Below are 17,525 nucleotides of genomic sequence, written 5' to 3'. Positions count from 1 at the left end.
CACCGGTCGCCTCCGCTCAGGAGGGCGAGCCCGCCCGTCGACGCGAGCGCAGCACGAGGTAGGCGATGAGCGCCAGGACCGCGAGACCGGCGATGACGTAGGCCGCCACGGTGCCGGCGCTGCTCGAGGTTGCCTCGGCGGCGGGCTGGGCAGAGATCGGCGTCGCGACGGCGGCGGGCGTGGGCGTGGCGGCGGCGGGCGCGGCGATGGTCACCGGGGTGTCGGCGGCCTGCGCCTCGGCGCTGACCTCCTTGACCTCGCCGGCGCAGTCGGTCGCGGGATAGCCGTTGACCCCGCAGACGAGACCTTTCTCGGTGCGCAGCTCGCCGGCCGTGGCGAGCACGTCGGTGCTCGTCGCGGCGGTGGGCACGCTGGCGCAGAGCGCCGTGGGCTCAGGCGGGGTGGCGCTGTCGGCGGCGTCGGCGGGGCGGCCGTAGTCGACGACGAGCCCGACGCGCTTCTGGCCGGCGGCCGCGGGGGTGGCGGCGCACAGCTCGTCGAAGGTCAGCACCGCGCGGGGGAAGCGGGTCGACTGCTCGTCACCGACCGCGAAGCGCCAGCCCTCGACGCTGCCATCGGCGGGCACCGTCTGGTCCGAGCCCTTCTGGGCGAAGGCCCAGGCGCCGTCGGTGAGCTGGTAGAAGACCCAGTAGCGGTAGGCCGCGGCCTGGGCCGGGGTGATGGTGAGCACGGCGAAGACGCCGGCGAGCAGCAGGGAGAGCACGACCCTCAGGGGGGTGGCTTCGGGGCGAACAGGGGACACGGTTTCCTCCTCGCGGTCGGACACCGTGCGGGCAGGCGGGGCCGGAGCCCCGTGCCTTCGGGCGACTCCGGTCCGCATTCCACGACAGACTGACAAAGGAGCCGAACGGACGCGGGTTTTCCGGCTGTGCCCGGGCCGGGCCCTCGCGGGTGGTCGGCCGTCGGCATCACGGTTGCGGGTCAGCGCCGGAGTCACACCGGCTTGCCCCATCGTCCTTCGGTACCTGCGAACCGTGACACGGGCACGCCGCACACGTCAAACGCCGTGTCACGGGCGCTGACCAGGCTGCTGACTAGGCTGGCGGCATGAGCTCTGAATGGTCCTGGCTTTTCCTCGACGCCCACGGCAACACGATGGCGGGGGAGGGCCTGCCGACCGGCGGCTTCCCGACCCAGAGCGACGCCGAGAACTACCTCGGCGAGTCGTGGCAGGAGCTGCTGGCCGCCGGCGTCGAGGCGGTCACGCTGCGCGAGCACGAGGCGGTCGTCTACGGGCCGATGAGCCTGCGGGCGGCGGAGTGAGCGACCGGCTCTCCGACGGTCTCGGGCGCGACCTGCTCGGCCGGGTGCTGACCGCGCAGCGCTCGTGGCGGTCTCCCGGTGTGAGCGCCGGTGTCGTGCGCGACGGTGAGCTCGTGTGGTCGGCGCACGCCGGCTCGGCCCGGCTCGGGTCGCAGCCCTCACCGGCTACCGACGACACGCAGTTCATGATCGGCTCGGTGACCAAGACGTTCACGGCGCTCACCGTGATGTCGTTGCGCGACGAGGGCCGCCTCACGCTCGATGACACCATCGGCGACTACCTTCCCGGCAGCCGTCACGCGCGAGTGCTGTTGCGCCAGATGCTCGCCCACGCCTCCGGGCTCCAGCGTGAGCCGGTGGGCCACATCTGGGAGACCCTCGAGGCCCCCGATCGCGAGGCCTTCGTCGCGGGCGTCGAGGAGGCGGAGCAGGTGCTCCCTGCGCACCACGCCTTCCACTACTCCAACCTGGCCTACGGGCTGCTCGGTCAGGTCGTCGAACGGGTGACCGGTGAGGACTGGGAGCACGTCGTGCGCGCGCGTGTGCTCGAGCCGCTCGGCATGACGCGCACCGGTCTCGCCCCGGCGCCCGACCGCGCGATCGGCTACCAGGTCGACCCCTACGCGGGGACCGCCCGCGAGGAGCCGCTCTTCGAGCTCAACGCGACCGCCCCGCTGGGCGGGCTCTGGTCGACGGTGGCCGACATGGCCCGCTACGCCGCCTACGTCACGAGTCCCGATGGTCGCGTCGTCTCCGCTGAGACGGTCGACGAGATGTGTCGGCCGCTCATCATGACCGACGTCGACGGGTGGAGCGGCGCCTACGGCCTCGGCTTCGGCATGGGCCGCCGCGGCGACCGGGTCTACGTCGGCCACGGGGGAGCCATGCCCGGCTTCCTCACCGGTCTGCGGGTGCGTCGCCGTGAGGGCGTCGGCGCGATCGTCTTCGCCAACGCGAGCTCGGGCGCGCTCTCGCTCACGCTGGCCACCGACCTCGTCGAGGCCGTGCTCGACGCGGAGCCCACGCTCGCCTCGACCTGGGTGCCGGAGCAGCCGCGCCCCGACCTCGAGCACCTGCTCGGGCTGTGGTGGTCGGAGGGCTCGCCCCTGACCTTCTTCGTGCGCGGCGGCGAGCTGTGGTCACGCCTCAGCGACGACGACCCGCTCTCCGAGACGCGGTATGCCGTGGAGGGCGCCCCCGGTGTCGCGGCGGGCGACCGCTTCCGTGCCGTCGAGGGCCGCGAGCGCGGCGAGCTGCTCGAGGTCGTGCGCGCCGCCGACGGGTCGGTCGACCGGCTCTACTTCGCGACGTATGCCGTGACGCGCGAGCCGCTCGCCTTCGCCGACCTGACCTGAGCCGACCCTGACCTGAGCCGACCTGACCTTGACCCGACAGCGACGGGGTCTCAGGTCAGGGAAGGCCGCAGATCAGGAGGGGTGCTCGCCGCGGGCGACCTGCGGCTTCGGCATGCGGGTGCGGCGCATCTGGAAGGCCCGCATGATGGCGTACCACGCGTCGCCCTTCTCGGACTGGCCGAACTTGCCCTCGATCTTGGTGCGGGTGCGCCGCCACATGAGCAGGGCGTCGATGACGGCCACGATGATGAGGCCGTAGACGAGCACGAAGACCGCCATCAGGGCCCAGCTGGCACGCACGAAGCTGAGCAGCAGCACGATGAGCATGATCGGCAGCATGAACTCGCCGATGTTCCAGCGGGCGTCGACCGTGTCACGGATGAAGCGGCGGCGAGGGCCCTTGTCGCGGGCCGGGAGGAACTTCTCGTCTCCGGCGAGCATGCCCGCGCGCTGCTTGGCCATCTGCTCGCGGCGCACCGCCTTGTCGCTCGACTTGGCCGCCTTGCGGTCCGTGACGATGAGGGGACGCTTGTTGAGGGCCTCCTGCTCGCGACGCTTGGGCGTCGGGCGGTTCTTGGCCCCGGGGCGGGCCTGGTCCTGCTCGACCGGCGCGGCGAGCTCGTCGTTGAGGGTCTTCTTGCGTCCGAACACGGTCACACTCTAAGCGCTGGAGCACCGGTCTCCGGCATCGCGAGCGTGGGCGAGACGGGCGGGACGCCGAGACGGGCGAGGGGTATGCCGTCAGGCGCCTCCCGGGGCAGCGGGAGGTGCCGTCGGGGTCAGGAGGGGGACGAAGCGGTAGTAGCCGTGCGCCGTCACCCGGGTGGCTCCACCCTCGAGGACGACGAGGTCCATCCGGCCCGCCACCGGCACGACGAGCCGGCCCGGGTCGGCTAGCTGGTCGACGAGCGGCTGCGGCAGCCGGCGGGCCTCGGCGGAGACGAGGATGCGGTCCCACGGCCCCTCGTCGGGAGCGCCCAGCACCTGGGGATCGGCGAGCCGGGCCTGCACCCACGGCATACCGGATCGTGCGACGTTCTCAGCGCCCCACCGCGCGAGGTGCGGCTCGATCTCCACGCCCACGACGCGGCCCTGCGGGCCGACGAGGTGGCCGAGCAGCGCGGTCGTCCAGCCGGAGCCCGACCCGACGTCGAGCACGCGGTCGCCCGGGCGCGCCTCGAGCAGGCGGAGCATGTCGGCGACGGTGCGCGGCTGCGAGCAGGTGCCCCCGTGACCGATGGGCAGCGGCCCGTCGTAGCCGGCGCGGCGTCGAGCCCCGCGGGGCAGGAAGTCCGACCGCGGGACCGCCTCGAAGGCCTCGTCGACGGCGTCCACGCCTCGAGTCAACCACTGGGCTCCGAGCCGTGACCGCGCTTCCGAGCCGATCGGCACACGGGCTCGTCGTGGGCGCCGGCCACGTCGGTAGGGTCGGAGGCGTGACCGACGCACCCCGCACCCCAGCCCTGACCCCCGACGAGATCGAGCGGATCCGCGCCCGTGTGGCCGGGCTCATGCCGCAGGTGCGGGCCGACCTCGAGGACCTCGTGCGCATCCCGAGCGTCTCGGCGAGCAGCTTCGACCAGTCGCAGGTCGTCCGCAGCGCCGAGGCCGTGGCCGAGCTGTTGCGCGCCGAGGGGCTGGAGGTCGAGGTCGTCACCGAGGGGGGTCGGCCGGCGGTCATCGGCCACGTCGACGGACCCGAGGGGTCGCCCACGGTCACCCTCTACGCGCACCACGACGTCCAGCCGCCCGGTGACGAGTCCGACTGGGACACAGCGCCATTCGAGCCGACCGAGCGCGACGGGCGCCTCTACGGCCGCGGCGCGGCCGACGACAAGGCGGGCGTCATGGCGCACATCGCGGCCCTGCGTGCGCACGCGGGCAACCTGCCCGTGGGGCTGACGATCTTCGTCGAGGGCGAGGAGGAGTCGGGCTCACCGTCGCTCGAGACGATCCTCAAGCGGCACGGCGACCGGCTCGCCGCCGACGCCATCGTCATCGCCGACTCGACCAACTGGGCGATCGGCGCCCCGGCCCTCACGACGACGTTGCGCGGCGGTGTGCGCGCCGTCGTCACCGTGCGCACGCTCGACCACTCGGTGCACTCGGGGATGTACGGCGGCGCTGCCGTCGACGCCGTCACCGCCCTCGTGCGCCTGCTCGCGAGCCTGCACGACGCCGACGGCTCCGTCGCCGTGGCGGGGCTCGACGCGGGGGAGGCGGCCGACCTCGACTACGACGAGGCGCGCTTCCGCGAGGAGAGCGGCCTGCTCGACGGCGTCGAGCTCATCGGCACCGGCTCGATCCTGTCGCGCCTCTGGACCAAGCCCTCGATCACGACGATCGGCATCGACGCCACCTCGATCGACAAGGCCTCCAACACGCTGGCGGCGTCGGCCGCCGCCAAGATCTCGGTGCGGCTCGCGCCGACCCAGGACCCTGCCGCCGCCTTCGACCTCGTCAAGGCGCACCTCGAGGCCCAAGCGCCGTGGGGGGCCCGGGTCGAGGTGTCGCTCGAGGAGAGCGGCCCCGGCTTCGCCGCCGACGCCGACGGGCCGGTCTACGACGAGGCGCGCGCCTCCTTCGCCGACGCCTGGGGCGCGGAGCCGGTCGACATCGGGGTGGGCGGGTCGATCCCCTTCATCGCAAGCTTCGTCGAGCGCTTCCCGGAGGCGGCGATCATCGTCACCGGCGTCGAGGACCCCGACACCCGGGCCCACGGGGCCAACGAGTCGCTGCACCTCGGTGAGTTCGAGAAGGTCTGTGTCGCCGAGGCCGTCTTCCTCGCCCGCATGGGTGCCCTGCACGCCTGACCCGTCGCGCCCGGGTGGCCCGGCGGACCGCCACGAGCCGCGCCACGCGACCGCCGGCGTGCTCACGCCGATCCGGTATGCCGTCTCGTGGCGGTCCGTCGGTCAGGCTGGAGGGTGCGCGGCCGGGTCGGTCAGGTCGGTCAGGTCGGTGAGGACTGCGGCGGCAGGGCCGAGCCGCGATAGAGCTGGTCGCGCAGCTCGAGGGCGTAGGGCTCGACATCAGGCATGCCGAGGTCGCGGGCGATCGCGATCTCGGACTCGACGTCGTAGGGCACGCGCACGAAGGTGATCGACACACCCGCGGTGTCGCCGGGCTCTGACGAGTCGATCTCGCCCTCGAGGATGACGTAGGGCGCCCCCGGCGCGTCGAGCGGGTTGCCGACGGAGCCGGCGTTGAAGAGCGTCAGTCCGAGGTCGACCTCGAGGTAGGTGCCGTGGATGTCGCCGTAGCCGACGACCGAGGGCGCCGGTCCGAAGCCGGTGAACTCGGTGTTGGTGAACATCGCGCGGAACTGCTCGTCGGTGTGGTGGTAGCTCACCCGGTGGAACTCGTGCTCCTGCGAGGCATGGAAGAAGCGGACGTGCTGCCCGCTGATGACGAGGTCGTGCGCGTTGGGCAGGGCGAGGAGCCACTCGCGGTCGGCGGCGCTCAGCTCGTCGTGCGTCCACTGGGCCGCTGGCCAGAGCTGGGCCTCGTCGCGGGCGATGAAGGTGTCCCAGTTGCCGCGCACCGTCACCTCGCACCGCTCGCGGGTGAGCGCGATCGCCGCCGAGCCGCGCGGCCCCTTGCCGACGACGTCACCGAGGTTGAAGACCCGGGTGATGCCACGCTCCTCGATGTCGGCGAGCACGGCCTCGAAGGCGGTCAGGTTGCCGTGCACGTCGGACAGGACGGCGATGCGGCCGGGCATCGAGGCAGTCAGTCCTTGTGGGTCGGGCCGGGGAGGGCCAGCATCCGGTCGAGGGCGGCGCGTGCGTCGGCGGCGACGGTCGGGTCGACGCGGATCGGGTTGACGACCCGGCCGTCGACGAGGGACTCGAGCGCCCAGACGAGGTGCGGCAGGTCGATGCGGTTCATCGTCGAGCAGTAGCAGACGTTCTTCTCGAGGAAGGCGATGCGCTGCTCGGGGAACTGCTGGGCGAGGCGGCGCACGAGGTTGAGCTCGGTGCCGACGACCCAGGCGGTGCCGGCGGGGGCCGCGGCGATCGTCTGGATGATCTTCTCGGTCGAGCCCACCTCGTCGGCGAGCTCGACGACCTCGTACTGGCACTCGGGGTGGACGATGACCTTGACCCCGGGGATCTCGCGGCGTGCCGCCTCGACGGCGTCGACGGAGAAGCGGCCGTGGACCGAGCAGTGCCCGCGCCAGAGGATCATCCGCGCCCGGTCGAGCTGGTCGGGGGTGAGCCCGCCGCCCGGGCGGTGCGGGTCCCACACGACGCAGTCGTCGAGGGAGAGGCCGAGCTCGCGCACGGCGGTGTTGCGGCCCAGGTGCTGGTCGGGCAGGAAGAGCACCTTGCCGGTGCCGGTGCCGTCGAGACCGACGCCACCGACCTGCTCGAAGGCCCAGTCGAGGGCCGTTCGGGCGTTGGAGCTCGTGCAGATCGTGCCGCCGTGGCGGCCGGTGAAGGCCTTGATCGCGGCAGACGAGTTCATGTAGGTCACGGGGACCGTCACATCGGCGACGCCCGCGGCCGCGAGCTGCTCCCAGCAGTCCTCGACCTGGGCGATCGCCGCCATGTCGGCCATCGAGCAACCGGCGGCCAGGTCGGGCAGGATCACGGTCTGCTCGTCGCTCGTCAGGATGTCGGCCGACTCGGCCATGAAGTGCACGCCGCAGAAGACGATCCAGGGCGCGTCGGGCCGGGCTGCGGCCTCGCGGGCGAGCTTGAACGAGTCGCCCGTGACGTCGGCGAACTCGATGACCTCGTCGCGCTGGTAGTGGTGGCCGAGGACGAAGACCTTGTCGCCGAGGGCAGCCTTGGCCGCGCGGGCGCGCGCCACGAGATCGGGGTCTGAGGGCGACGGCAGCTCGCCGGGGCACTCGACGCCGCGCTCGGTGTGCAGGTCGGTGCCCTGCCCGAGCACGAGAAGGGGCAGCGGGGCAGGAGCCGGGGCCGATGCCGTGTCGGTCGTCATAGGCAGATCGTATGCCGCTTCGCGGGGTCCCGACGCCCGGGCACTTGACCTCAAGTCGACTTGATGTCTGAACCTGTGGCCATCGACCCACGACCATCACAAGGAGTCATGATGTCCACCGCACTCATCACCGGCGCGACGCAGGGCCTCGGCCGGGCGCTCGCCGAGGCCCTGGCGGCCCGGGGCTGGGACCTCGTCGTCACCGCACGTGACGCGTCCCGGCTGGCCGACACCGTCGCCGCCCTCCGCTCGAACGGCCATGACGTCGTCGGCCTCGTCGGCGACGTCGCTGACGCCGTGCACCGCGACGAGGTGACCGACGTGGTCACCGAGATCGTGGGCGCCCGCGGACTTGACCTGCTCGTGCACAACGCGAGCACGCTCGGGCCCGTGCCCCTGCGTCCGCTGCGTGACCTCGCCGTCGAGGACCTGGCAGACGTGCTGTCCGTCAACGTCCTGGCCCCGCACGCACTGACCCGCTCGCTGGTGCCGACCCTCGAGGCTGCCCACGGCACACTCCTGTCGATCTCGTCCGACGCCGGTGTGGAGCACTACGAGACGTGGGGCGCCTACGGCGCCAGCAAGGCCGCTCTCGACCACCTGACACTCACCCTCGCGGCCGAGACGCCGACTCTCAGGGCGTATGCCGTCGACCCGGGGGACATGCGCACCGCCATGCACCAGGCGGCGTTCCCCGGGGAGGACATCGGCGACCGGCCGCTGCCCGAGGACGTCGCCGTCCCGGGCATCCTCGCCCTCCTCGCCGCCCGTCCCGCGAGCGGGCGCTACCGGGCTGCCGACCTGCTCGCCGTCGCGACATCGGAGGTGGCCTCGTGACCGCTGCGCTCTCGCATGCTCCGCACACCGTCTTCCGCGTGACCGACGACCTCACGGCCGACGCGCCGCCGGAGGCGCGTGGCCTCGGCCGCGACGGCGTGCGCCTGCTCGTCGCGTCGGAGACCCCGAACGGTGAGGTGGAGACCACGCACACGACGTTCTCGGCCATCGGTCACCATCTGGCGCCCGGCGACCTGCTCCTCGTCAACAACTCGGCGACCGTGGCGGCGGAGGTCGACGGACGGGTCGTGGGACGCGGCGCCGTCGTCGTCCACGTCGCGACCGAGCTCGACGACTGCACGTGGGTCGTGGAGCTGCGCACCGCGCCCGACGCCGCCCACCCGCTGCTCGACGCGGCCGAGGGTGACGTCGTCGAGCTCGCGTCGGGTGGACCCCGGCTGCGGCTCGAGGCGCCCTACCCGTCGCCCGGGTCCTCGCCCACCGGCCGCGGCAACCGGCTGTGGCGCGCGATCGAGCACGGCAGCTGCAGGCTCGCCGAGCACCTCGGCGCGCGCGGGCGGCCCATCGCCTACGGCTACCTCCGGTCCCGGTTCCCCATCGCGACCTACCAGACCGTCTTCGCCCGGCTCGCCGGCAGCGCCGAGATGGCGAGCGCCGCCCGACCCTTCACGCCGCAGCTCGTCACGGACCTCGTGTCGTCGGGGGTGCTCGTCGCGCCGGTCACGCTGCACACGGGTCTGTCGTCGCAGGAGGCCGGCGAGGCGCCGCAGCCCGAGCGGTTCGCCGTGTCGGGGGAGACCGCCGCCCTCGTCAATCTCGTCCGGTCACGCGGCAGGCGGGTCGTCGCCGTCGGGACGACCGCGACGCGGGCCATCGAGTCAGCCACCGACGCCGAGGGCCGGGTGCATGCCGCCGCCGGCTGGACCGAGGTCGTCATCTCGCCGGACCGGCCCGCTCGCGTCGTCGACGGCCTCGTCACCGGGTGGCACAACCCCGACGCGTCGCACCTGCTCCTCGTCGAGTCGGTCGCCGGGGCCGAGCTCACGCAGCGGGCCTACGACGAGGCGGTCGCCCACCGCTACGCCTGGCACGAGTTCGGCGACGCTGACCTCTTCCTGCCACACCGCTGACCGAACCGCGCGCACCTGATCCCGATTCGAGGTGATCCCGGCGCCCACGTGACCTCCGCGATCACCTCGAACCGGGCGGCAGGCGGGCGAGTGGGAGGATGCGGTCGTGCACGTCGTCATCGCCCCGGACTGCTACACCGGATCGCTCACCGCCGGACAGGCGGCCGATGCGATCGCCGAGGGCTGGGCCCGCACGGCACCACGCGACGTCCTGTCGCGCATCCCGCTCTCCGACGGCGGCCCCGGCTTCGTCGACGTGCTCGCCGCCAACCTGCGCGGCGAGGTGCGAGCCGTCGTCACGACCGACCCGCTCGGCCGGGAGGTGCCCGCGACGCTGCTGCTCGTCGACGACGACGGCGGCGGCCCCACGGCATACCTCGAGTCGGCCCAGGCGGCAGGGCTGCACCTGCTCGCGCCCGACGAGCGTGACCCCACGCGCACGACGACGCTCGGCGTCGGCACCCTGCTCCTCGCCGCGCTCGACGCCGGGGCGCGGCGCGTCGTCATCGGCCTCGGCGGCTCGGGCACCAACGACGCGGGCGCCGGCCTGCTCGCGGCCCTCGGTGTCGGGCCGGTCGACCGGCTCGCGCTCGGGGGCCTGGCGCTCGCCGACGCCACCGAGGACGACCTGCGCGGTCTCGACGCGGCGCGCGATCGCCTGCGCGGCACCGACCTCGTCATCGCGAGCGATGTCGACTCCCCGCTGCTGGGCCTCAAGGGCGCGAGTGCCGTCTTCGGCCCCCAGAAGGGCGCGTCCGAGCTGGACGCCCAGCGCCTCGAGAACGCCCTCGGCCACTTCGCGAGCATCGTCGCCCGGGTGCGACCGCCGGCCAAGGACCTGCTGAGCGGCACGCTTATCAAGCCGGAGCGGCAGCCGGGCGCCGGGGCGGCGGGCGGCCTCGGCTACGCGCTGCACCTGCTCGGGGCGCGGCAGGTGTCGGGCGTCGGGGCCGTGCTCGACGCGGTCGGCTTCGGTCACGTGCTCGCCACCGCCGACCTCGTCGTCACGGGGGAGGGGCGCTTCGACTGGCAGTCGCTGCGCGGCAAGGTGGTCGTCGGCGTCGCCGAGGCGGCCGTGAGCCTCGGCATCCCCGCCATCGCCATCCCCGGGCAGTCGCTCGTCGGCCGGCGCGAGGCGATGACCGCCGGGCTGTCTGGGGTGTATGCCGTCGCCGACCGCCCGCAGCAGGTGGCCGACGCGCTCGCCGACCCCGTGGGCACGCTGTCCGCGCGAGCAGCGCGGGTTGCCCGCACCTGGTCGCCCGGCCCCACCTGATCGAGAGAGCGATCCGCGCGCCCCGGGGCCTCCCCCTCCCTGATCGAGAGCGATCCGCGCGCCAGCGCCGGGAGGGAAGTGCGCGCGGATCGCTCTCTCGATTGGGATGGGGCGCGCGGATCGCTCTCTCGATGGGCTGGATGCGCGCATCCGACGGGGTGCGTCGTATCCTGAAGACGCCGGGAACACTTCCGGTAGTGCGTGGGTTGTCACTCCTGACCCACGCTCCACGACGTGAAGGACCAACACATGAGTGTCGAGACGAACGCTTCTCCCGCCGAGGTGCAGACCGAGGCTCCCGCCCACGGTGTCGTCCTCACCGACGTCGCCGCCACCAAGGTCAAGAGCCTGCTCGAGCAGGAGGGTCGCGACGACCTCCGCCTGCGCGTGGGCGTCCAGCCCGGTGGCTGCTCCGGCCTGATCTACCAGCTCTACTTCGACGAGCGCACCCTCGACGGTGACCTCGTGCGCGACTACGACGGTGTCGAGGTCGTCGTCGACCGGATGAGCTCGCCCTACCTCGAGGGCGCGACCATCGACTTCGCCGACACCATCGAGAAGCAGGGGTTCACGATCGACAACCCCAACGCGGGCAGCAGCTGCGCCTGCGGCGACTCGTTCGGCTGAGCGCACCGCGCCACCGACGCACCACCGCACCACCTCGAAGGGCCCGACCGTCACGGTCGGGCCCTTCGCGCGCTAGGTTTCCCGTGTGCAGATCGCAATCGCCGGATCCATCGCCACCGACCACCTCATGACGTTCGAGGGCTCCTTCAAGGACTCGCTCGTCGTCGAGCAGCTCGACAAGATCTCGCTCTCCTTCCTCACGGGTGACCTGCAGGTGAGGCGTGGGGGAGTGGCCGCCAACATCGCCTTCGGCATGGCCGGTCTCGGCCTGCGCCCGATCCTCGTCGGCGCCGTCGGCGAGGACTTCGCCGACTACCGCTCCTGGCTGGAGCGGCACGGCGTCGACTGCACCTCGGTGCACTACTCCGAGAGCCAGCACACCGCGCGCTTCATCTGCACGACCGACAACGACATGGCCCAGATCGCGACCTTCTATGCCGGGGCGATGAGCGAGGCCCGCGACATCGAGCTCGCCCCGGTCGCCGACCGGGTCGGCGGCCTCGACCTCGTGCTCGTCGGCGCCGACGACCCCGAGGCGATGGCCCGTCACACGGACGAGTGCCGGTCACGGGGCATCCCCTTCATCGCCGACCCGTCGCAGCAGCTCGCCTTCTCCGACGGGGCCGGCATCCGGGGGCTCATCGACGGCGCGAGCATCCTGTTCACCAACGAGTACGAGGCCCACCTCACCGAGAAGAAGACCGGGTGGAGCCACGACGAGATCCTGGACCGGGTCGGCACCCGGGTCATCACCCGTGGCGCGGGCGGGGTGACGATCCACCGCAAGGACGAGGAGACGATCAGCGTGCCCGTGGCGCGCGAGGTGCGCCGCGCCGACCCGACGGGCGTCGGCGACGCGTTCCGCGCCGGCTTCATCACCGGGCTCGCCGCCGGGCTGACGACGCGTCGGTGCGCCGAGCTCGGCTCGATGCTCGCGACCTACGTCATCGAGACGGTGGGCACGCAGGAGTACGTCCTCAGCAAGCGCCACTTCCTCGAGCGCCTGACCGAGGCCTACGGCGCCGAGTCGGCGGCCGAGATCGAGCCGCACATCGTCTGCCACCGTCCCTAGCCGCCACCGACCGCAGCCGACGCGCAGCCGACTCACAACTCCCGGCCCCAGCACCGCCGTGCCCATCCCGCCGCCCCCGACCAACTGGGACTTCGCGCTCGACCAGGTCGCGCCCGGGGAGGACCTCATCGGCGTCGGCGCCGACCTCGACGTCAGCACGCTCTATGCCGCCTACTCGCTGGGCGTCTTCCCGATGGGGATCGGTGACCACGGCGGCCCACCGATCGGGTGGTGGTCGCCCGACCCGCGCGGCGTGCTGCGGCTGCAGGACCTCCGGGTGCCGCGCTCGCTGCGCAAGTCGATGGCGCACTTCGAGGTACGCGTCGACACCGCCTTCGACGACGTCGTCGCCGCGTGCGCCGACCCGGGCCGCGAGGGTCGGTGGATCACGCCCGAGGTCGCGAGCGCCTACTCCGCCCTGCACGACGCCGGCTGGGCGCACTCCGTCGAGACCTGGCAGGAGGGGCACCTGGTCGGCGGCCTCTACGGCGTCGCCATCGGGGGGCTCTTCGCCGGCGAGTCGATGTTCCACACCGCCCGCGACGCCTCGAAGGCGGCGCTCGTCGCGCTGCGTGACCTGCTGGCCGCCGACGGCGACCCGCGCCGGCTGATCGACGTGCAGTGGCGCACCGACCACCTCGCGACGCTCGGCGTCAGCGAGGTGTCGCGTGACGACTACCTGCGCGGCCTCCCCGACGTGCTCAGCGCCCCGCTGCCGCGGCCGTGGGCGTGACCTCGACGACGTAGGCCGTGTGGTCGGCCTGCTCCTGCGCGCCGACGAAGCGCTGACCGCGCATCCGGCACCACGCCGGCACGTCCGTCGCGGCTGCCGGGTCGGTGGCGAGCACGCGCACGATGACCGGGGGCGCGCCCTCCGGGAGGGCAGGCAGGTCGCGGACCAGGCGGGCGAGCCGGATCACCGGCACCGGGCAGCGCTCACCCCGAGCGTCGACGACGAGATCGTCGCTCACAGGTCGCCGACCCCGAGCTCGGACCGCACCGCCGCCACCGTGGGGGCGATCGCCTCGCAGAGGTCGGCGACGTCCTGCGCCACGGTCGGCGAGACCGCGGGGAGGGGGAGGGTGACACGCACGTTGCCGTGGGTCAGCACCCCCATCGCCGCGAGCACGTGACTGGGCTCGAGCGTGCTCGACGTGCACGCCGAACCGCTGGCGACGGCATACCCCTGCCGGTCGAGGGCGCCGACGACCGTCTCGCCGTCGACGTAGAGGCTCGAGAAGGTGACGACGTGGGGGAGCCGGTCGTCCGGGTCCCCGACGACGACGGTGTCGGGCACGCGTGCGGCCGCCTCGCGCACGTCGGCGACGAGGGCACGGGTCAGTGCTGCATCGGCCACAGACGTCGCGCGGGCCTGCTGCCAGGCCTCGGCGGCCGCCAGGGCGAGCGGCACCCACGGGCCGACGTCGGTGCGTCCGTGCTCGACGTCGGCGCGCGCCCCCGACCACTGCCACCGCACCCCCTCTCGGACGACGAGCACGCCCAGCGGGGGACCGCCCCACGACCGCGCGTCGCCGACGAGCACGTCCCAGGCCTCCGGCACGGCGTCGCGTCCCAGGCTCGCCATCGCGTCGACGACCAGCGGTATGCCGTGCGCCCGGGCAGCCGCGTGGGCACCCTCGAGCGGCTGCCGGGTGCCGACCTCGCCGTTGGCGCTCTGCAGGGCCGCGACGACCGTGCCCGGCTGCGTGAGCTCGTGCTGCCAGGCGTCGAGGTCGAGACGACCGAGGCGGTCGACCGGCACCTCGGCGAGCAGGTCCGCCCCGTCGGCCCCGTCCGCCCCGTCGGCTCCGGCGGCCCGTGCGGCGCGCGCCCGGGCGGGCACGAGGACGGCGGAGTGCTCGACCGCGGAGGCCACGGTGCGAGCGCCCCTGCGGCGGGCGGCATACCGCACCCCGTCGAGCGCCCTCTCCAGCGCGGTCGGTCCGCTGGGCAGGAAGCTCACCTCCGAGGGGCGCACCCCGAGCCCGGAGGCGACGACCTCACGCGAGCGGTCGAGCAGGGCCCGGGCGGTGCGGCCCTCGGCGTGCAGCCGGTCAGGGTCGGCCCACCCGGCCGAGACGGCGGCCACGAGCGTGTCGCGGGCCACCGGGTGCAGCGGACCGGAGGCGGCGTCGAGGAGGCGACGGCGGGCGCCCGAGAGGGGCGCGGCCGGTGGTCCAACGTTCGTTCCCGGATCGTGACTGGGCACGCCGCAACGTTAGTCGCCCCCTGCGGACAAGGCGGAGGACGGGACGGTAGGGTTCGGGGAGAGGGCACCTGGCTGCCCGGTTGCAGTGGAGAAATCGCTCGGAGGCGCCCCTCGGGCGCTCGCGGACGGAACGAAAGGTGCACCTGGTGCCTGAGCACGACGAGACCCCGGCGGCGACGCCGGCGGTGACAGAGCCGCGACGGCGTCGGCGCGCGATGCGCGTGGTCGGGGTCGCCGCAGTGGCCGCTCTGGCCCTCGGCGGATGTCAGGGGCAGGTCTCCAACGGCTTCCTGCCCGAGGCTGTGTCAGAGGGTGGCCAGCGCGTGACCGACCTGTGGGTCGGCAGCTGGATCGCCGTCCTCGCCGTGGGCGCCATCACGTGGGGGCTGATGCTCTACGCCGCCGTGCGCTTCCGCAAGCGCAAGGGCGATGAGACGCTCCCCGTGCAGCTGCGCTACAACGTGCCGATGGAGCTGCTCTACACGGTCATCCCCGTCTTCATGGTCGCGGTGTTCTTCTACTACACCGCCCGCGACGAGTCGGCCCTGGTCAGCACGAGCGCCAAGCCCGACGTGACGATCAGCGTCGTCGCCAAGCAGTGGAGCTGGGACTTCAACTACGTCGAGTCCAACGTCCACGAGACCGGTGTCCACGTCGACCCGAGCGACCCCAACGCCCGCGAGGAGATGCCGGTCCTCTACCTGCCGGTCAACCAGCGGGTCGAGTTCGTGCTCAACGCCCGCGACGTCCTCCACAGCTTCTGGGTGCCGCAGTTCATGATGAAGATGGACATGATCCCGGGCAAGACCAACAAGTTCCAGGTCGTGCCGACCGAGACCGGCACCTTCCAGGGCAAGTGCGCCGAGCTCTGCGGCGCCTACCACTCGCAGATGCTCTTCATGGTCAAGGTCGTGCCCCAGGCCGAGTACGACGCCGCCATGCAGCGCTTCGCCGACCTCGGCCAGACCGGCCTCCTGCCCGTCGACGCGAGCCGCGAGCAGATGGTCCCTGCTGACGCCGACAAGATCCCCGCACCCGCACGCACTGGGAGCAACTGATGACCTCCGCGACCTTCAACCGTGAGGCCCAGGTGCCCTCGGCGACGATGGAGCACAAGCGGGCCGTCAAGGGCCGCACCTTCGTCAAGTGGGTGACGACGACCGACCACAAGGTCATCGGCAACCTCTACTTCGTCACCTCCTTCATCTTCTTCCTGCTGGGCGGCGTCATGGCGCTGTTCATCCGCGCCGAGCTCTTCGCGCCGGGCCTGCAGGTCGTCGACAACCCGGAGCAGTTCAACCAGCTCTTCACGATGCACGGCACGATCATGCTGTTGCTCTTCGCGACGCCGCTCTTCGCCGGGTTCACCAACGCGCTCATGCCGCTGCAGATCGGTGCGCCCGACGTGGCGTTCCCGCGGCTCAACATGTTCGCCTACTGGCTCTACCTCTTCGGCGGCCTCATCGCCTCGGCCGGCTTCCTCACGCCGCAGGGTGCGGCATCGTTCGGCTGGTTCGCCTACGCGCCGCTGTCCGACGTCAGCTACTCGCCGGGTGCGGGCGGTGACCTCTGGGTCTTCGGCCTCGCCCTCGGTGGTTTCGGCACGATCCTCGGCGCGGTCAACTTCGTCACGACGATCATCTGCATGCGCGCCCCCGGCATGACGATGTTCCGCATGCCGATCTTCACGTGGACGGCGCTCATCACGTCGCTGCTCGTGCTCGTTGTCTTCCCGATCCTCGCGGCCGCCCTCTTCGCCCTCGGCGGCGACCGACGGTTCGGGATGCACATCTTCGACGCCGAGAACGGTGGGGCCATGCTCTGGCAACACCTGTTCTGGTTCTTCGGCCACCCCGAGGTCTACATCATCGCGCTGCCGTTCTTCGGCATCATCAGCGAGATCCTGCCGGTCTTCTCGCGCAAGCCGATCTTCGGCTACAAGACCCTCGTCTTCGCGACGATCGCGATCGCGGCCCTGTCGGCCAGCGTCTGGGCCCACCACATGTACGTCACCGGCCAGGTGCTCCTGCCGTTCTTCGCCGTCATGACGATGCTCATCGCGGTGCCGACCGGCGTGAAGTTCTTCAACTGGATCGGCACGATGTGGGGCGGCAAGGTCGTCATGGCGACCCCGATGCTGTGGGCGATGGGCTTCCTCGTCACCTTCCTCTTCGGCGGCCTGACCGGCATCATCCTCGCCAGCCCGGCTCTCGACTTCCACCTCTCCGACAGCTACTTCGTCGTCGCGCACTTCCACTACACCGTGTTCGGCACCGTCGTGTTCGCGATGTTCGCCGGCTACTACTTCTGGTGGCCCAAGTTCACCGGCCGCATGCTCGACGAGAAGCTCGGCAAGATCCACTTCTGGATGCTCTTCATCGGCTTCCACATGACCTTCCTCATCCAGCACTGGCTGGGCGTCGAGGGCATGGCCCGCCGCTACCCCGACTACCTGCCGGCCGAGGGCTTCCAGACCGGCAACGTCGTCTCGAGCATCGGCGCGTTCCTGCTCGGCGCCTCGATGATCCCGTTCATGTACAACGTGTGGAAGACGTGGAAGAAGGCACCCCTCGTCACCACCGACGACCCGTGGGGCTACGGCGCCTCGCTCGAGTGGGCGACGTCCTGCCCGCCGCCGCGCCACAACTTCACCTCCCTGCCGCGGATCCGCTCCGAGCGTCCGGCCTTCGACCTGCACCACCCCGACGCGGCACCCGGCGCACGGCCGGTGGCCGACCAGGGCACCCTCGTGGCGGTCATGGGCCCGGCCGACGTCGAGGGCGAGCACACCACGGCCCGCGCGGGCGACAAGGAGAACTGA

At 72.4% G+C, this 17,525-nt stretch carries 18 protein-coding genes and 1 riboswitch; of the genes, 11 read left to right on the top strand and 7 right to left on the bottom strand.

Going from position 1 to position 17,525, the window contains the following annotated elements; translation table 11 throughout:
* Positions 1-16: 16 nt before the first annotated feature.
* Entirely contained in the window at positions 17-763 is a 747-nt protein-coding gene (locus LG278_RS12305) for an SCO2322 family protein (RefSeq protein ID WP_404387234.1), read from the bottom strand.
* A gap of 92 nt (positions 764-855) precedes the next feature.
* Positions 856-1,005: riboswitch (cobalamin riboswitch) on the bottom strand.
* Between the two features lie 63 nt (positions 1,006-1,068).
* Between LG278_RS12305 and LG278_RS12300 the strand changes: the two genes are divergently transcribed.
* Together LG278_RS12300 and LG278_RS12295 are read left to right on the top strand one after the other, a co-directional pair.
* Positions 1,069-1,284: a hypothetical protein gene (locus LG278_RS12300; RefSeq protein WP_404387233.1), complete on the top strand. Its 216-nt coding sequence runs from the start codon at positions 1,069-1,071 to the stop codon at positions 1,282-1,284.
* Complete coding sequence (locus LG278_RS12295) at positions 1,281-2,639, top strand: serine hydrolase domain-containing protein (RefSeq protein ID WP_404387232.1); 1,359 nt, start codon at positions 1,281-1,283, stop codon at positions 2,637-2,639. Before LG278_RS12300 ends, LG278_RS12295 begins: the two co-directional genes overlap by 4 nt.
* A gap of 72 nt (positions 2,640-2,711) precedes the next feature.
* On the opposite strand, the gene LG278_RS12290 is transcribed toward LG278_RS12295, so the two are convergent.
* A complete protein-coding gene (locus LG278_RS12290; RefSeq protein WP_404387231.1) occupies positions 2,712-3,290 on the bottom strand; it encodes a DUF3043 domain-containing protein in 579 nt (192 codons plus the stop codon).
* A gap of 90 nt (positions 3,291-3,380) precedes the next feature.
* Entirely contained in the window at positions 3,381-3,974 is a 594-nt protein-coding gene (locus LG278_RS12285) for a protein-L-isoaspartate O-methyltransferase (protein ID WP_404387230.1), read from the bottom strand.
* Between the two features lie 101 nt (positions 3,975-4,075).
* Here LG278_RS12285 and LG278_RS12280 point away from each other — a divergent pair, with 101 nt between their 5' ends.
* Complete coding sequence (locus LG278_RS12280) at positions 4,076-5,452, top strand: dipeptidase (RefSeq protein WP_404387229.1); 1,377 nt, start codon at positions 4,076-4,078, stop codon at positions 5,450-5,452.
* Between the two features lie 140 nt (positions 5,453-5,592).
* Here the strand turns inward: LG278_RS12280 and LG278_RS12275 are convergent, their stop codons facing one another.
* Positions 5,593-6,363, bottom strand: a complete 771-nt coding sequence (locus LG278_RS12275; RefSeq protein WP_404387228.1) for a metallophosphoesterase family protein — start codon at positions 6,361-6,363, stop codon at positions 5,593-5,595.
* A gap of 8 nt (positions 6,364-6,371) precedes the next feature.
* A complete protein-coding gene (nadA, locus tag LG278_RS12270; RefSeq protein WP_404387227.1) occupies positions 6,372-7,592 on the bottom strand; it encodes a quinolinate synthase NadA in 1,221 nt (406 codons plus the stop codon).
* A gap of 111 nt (positions 7,593-7,703) precedes the next feature.
* Here nadA and LG278_RS12265 point away from each other — a divergent pair, with 111 nt between their 5' ends.
* From LG278_RS12265 to aat, 6 genes are all read left to right on the top strand, one after another.
* On the top strand, positions 7,704-8,429 hold the full coding sequence (locus LG278_RS12265; RefSeq protein ID WP_404387226.1) for an SDR family NAD(P)-dependent oxidoreductase: 726 nt from the start codon (positions 7,704-7,706) through the stop codon (positions 8,427-8,429).
* 38 nt (positions 8,430-8,467) lie between these two features.
* Positions 8,468-9,520, top strand: coding sequence for an S-adenosylmethionine:tRNA ribosyltransferase-isomerase (locus tag LG278_RS12260; RefSeq protein WP_404387225.1), 1,053 nt, complete (start codon positions 8,468-8,470; stop codon positions 9,518-9,520).
* Between the two features lie 106 nt (positions 9,521-9,626).
* Positions 9,627-10,796 carry a glycerate kinase gene (locus LG278_RS12255; RefSeq protein ID WP_404387224.1) on the top strand — a complete coding sequence of 390 codons (1,170 nt, stop codon included), beginning with the start codon at positions 9,627-9,629 and terminating at the stop codon, positions 10,794-10,796.
* Positions 10,797-11,045: 249 nt separating this feature from the next.
* Positions 11,046-11,423: an iron-sulfur cluster insertion protein ErpA gene (gene erpA, locus LG278_RS12250; protein WP_404387223.1), complete on the top strand. Its 378-nt coding sequence runs from the start codon at positions 11,046-11,048 to the stop codon at positions 11,421-11,423.
* Positions 11,424-11,508: 85 nt separating this feature from the next.
* On the top strand, positions 11,509-12,495 hold the full coding sequence (locus LG278_RS12245) for a carbohydrate kinase family protein (protein WP_404387222.1): 987 nt from the start codon (positions 11,509-11,511) through the stop codon (positions 12,493-12,495).
* A gap of 58 nt (positions 12,496-12,553) precedes the next feature.
* Positions 12,554-13,228 carry a leucyl/phenylalanyl-tRNA--protein transferase gene (gene aat, locus LG278_RS12240; protein ID WP_404387221.1) on the top strand — a complete coding sequence of 225 codons (675 nt, stop codon included), beginning with the start codon at positions 12,554-12,556 and terminating at the stop codon, positions 13,226-13,228.
* Here aat and LG278_RS12235 read toward each other — a convergent pair.
* Both LG278_RS12235 and LG278_RS12230 read right to left on the bottom strand, forming a co-directional pair.
* Positions 13,197-13,466 carry a sulfurtransferase TusA family protein gene (locus LG278_RS12235; protein WP_404387220.1) on the bottom strand — a complete coding sequence of 90 codons (270 nt, stop codon included), beginning with the start codon at positions 13,464-13,466 and terminating at the stop codon, positions 13,197-13,199. The genes aat and LG278_RS12235 overlap by 32 nt on opposite strands.
* On the bottom strand, positions 13,463-14,704 hold the full coding sequence (locus LG278_RS12230) for a cysteine desulfurase family protein (protein ID WP_404387219.1): 1,242 nt from the start codon (positions 14,702-14,704) through the stop codon (positions 13,463-13,465). Before LG278_RS12230 ends, LG278_RS12235 begins: the two co-directional genes overlap by 4 nt.
* A 137-nt stretch (positions 14,705-14,841) precedes the next feature.
* Between LG278_RS12230 and coxB the strand changes: the two genes are divergently transcribed.
* Together coxB and ctaD are read left to right on the top strand one after the other, a co-directional pair.
* Complete coding sequence (coxB, locus tag LG278_RS12225) at positions 14,842-15,762, top strand: cytochrome c oxidase subunit II (protein WP_404387218.1); 921 nt, start codon at positions 14,842-14,844, stop codon at positions 15,760-15,762.
* A complete protein-coding gene (ctaD, locus tag LG278_RS12220; protein ID WP_404387217.1) occupies positions 15,762-17,525 on the top strand; it encodes a cytochrome c oxidase subunit I in 1,764 nt (587 codons plus the stop codon). Before coxB ends, ctaD begins: the two co-directional genes overlap by 1 nt.

Origin of the sequence: Humibacillus xanthopallidus (assembly GCF_044793955.1) — a bacterium.
Taxonomy (GTDB): domain Bacteria; phylum Actinomycetota; class Actinomycetes; order Actinomycetales; family Dermatophilaceae; genus Humibacillus; species Humibacillus xanthopallidus_C.
This window is presented reverse-complemented; position numbering and strand designations above follow the sequence as displayed.

Excerpts from the sequence above, each read along its gene's own strand:
- LG278_RS12300 (WP_404387233.1), top strand. The coding sequence starts at position 1,069 with ATGAGCTCTGAATGGTCCTGGCTTTTCCTCGACGCCCACGGCAACACG.
- LG278_RS12265 (WP_404387226.1), top strand. The coding sequence starts at position 7,704 with ATGTCCACCGCACTCATCACCGGCGCGACGCAGGGCCTCGGCCGGGCG.
- ctaD (WP_404387217.1), top strand. The coding sequence starts at position 15,762 with ATGACCTCCGCGACCTTCAACCGTGAGGCCCAGGTGCCCTCGGCGACG.
- LG278_RS12275 (WP_404387228.1), bottom strand. The coding sequence starts at position 6,363 with ATGCCCGGCCGCATCGCCGTCCTGTCCGACGTGCACGGCAACCTGACC.
- nadA (WP_404387227.1), bottom strand. The coding sequence starts at position 7,592 with ATGACGACCGACACGGCATCGGCCCCGGCTCCTGCCCCGCTGCCCCTT.
- erpA (WP_404387223.1), top strand. The coding sequence starts at position 11,046 with ATGAGTGTCGAGACGAACGCTTCTCCCGCCGAGGTGCAGACCGAGGCT.